Source organism: Agathobaculum sp. TL06, assembly GCF_054658635.1.
Map to the genome: position 1 here is coordinate 1 of NZ_BAAGGY010000083.1, position 298 is coordinate 298.

A 298-nucleotide genomic window follows, 5' to 3' on the forward strand; every position below is an offset into this window, starting at 1 on the left:
TCGCAGAACTTGATGTAGCCCTTGGCCCAGTGGCTGTTGATGTCGGTCATCTTCGAAGAGTTGTTCGCGTAGGCCGAATCATCAATGGAGTTGTTGCGGACAACGAAGATCATCTTCGCCATTTCCGCACGGGTAACGGTTGCGTCCGGACGGAAGGAGCCATCGGGGTCACCCTCGATAACGCCCAGCGCCGTCAGCATGTTCACGGCATCCTTGGCCTGGATATCGGCCTCATCCGTGAACGCCGCACCGGCAAACATGGTGAACGCGCACGCGAACGCCAGCACCAGTGCGAGAA

General features: G+C 58.4%; 1 protein-coding gene. It reads right to left on the reverse strand.

Going from position 1 to position 298, the window contains the following annotated elements; genetic code table 11:
- A partial coding sequence (locus ACYQ3S_RS15725; RefSeq protein WP_459690311.1) for an S-layer homology domain-containing protein occupies nucleotides 1-298 on the reverse strand: 298 nt, incomplete at both ends.